This is a genomic window from Shewanella surugensis, from assembly GCF_023284005.1.
GTDB classification, from domain to species: Bacteria; Pseudomonadota; Gammaproteobacteria; order Enterobacterales; family Shewanellaceae; genus Shewanella; species Shewanella surugensis.
Genome location: NZ_JAKIKS010000367.1, coordinates 1 through 591, shown reverse-complemented (window position 1 = coordinate 591; position 591 = coordinate 1). Strand labels below are relative to the sequence as shown.

Annotated in this window: 1 pseudogene; it reads right to left on the bottom strand. The window is 40.6% G+C overall.

Annotated features, from left to right (window positions below):
* Window positions 1-323 precede the first annotated feature (323 nt).
* Window positions 324-398, bottom strand: a pseudogene (locus L2764_RS27560) (IS6 family transposase); the annotation flags it as partial.
* Window positions 399-591: the final 193 nt, after the last annotated feature.

Sequence of the window (591 nt, the reverse complement as noted above, 5' to 3'; positions counted from 1 at the left end):
GTTGCTCTCCTGTCTTTTGGTCGAGACTTGAGCCTACCTATACCGCGGTATAGGTGAAACCTATGCGAGTCACCCCGGCAGAGCCGGGGGTTTACCGTTTGTTAATTAATATTTATTTTTTAGGTCAATACGGGCTTTAATTGGGGTTTTGCTAACATCCCCTCGAAATTAACCTTAGTGTTAATTTTAGCAAGATGATTTCGTTGTTTCTGGTGATATTCTTTCAAAAACATCACTCAATATTCTATAAATAGTTGCGGAGCCCCATTTTGGCTCATCGACGCCGATTTGTAAGGTGAGGAGGAGTCCATTCCATTGCTTACATAGGCCAAGTAGTAACGCAGTGCCTGCATAATGATCGCAGAGGGATAATGTCGGCCTGAAAAATTGAGTTTCATAAACATAAGCATAGAAAGTGATGCTTAGATCATAAAACATTCATGCTGTTTGCGACAGAACCAGAATCCAACAAAGAATAGCGAGTTATTGTCAAATGTGGTGTATCAATGAATCGTGATGTTCTGTTTGATCTTGAGTGATCCGCTCACCATCTTTAAATTGAATACCTGATATGACATCAGCAAGCAGCTT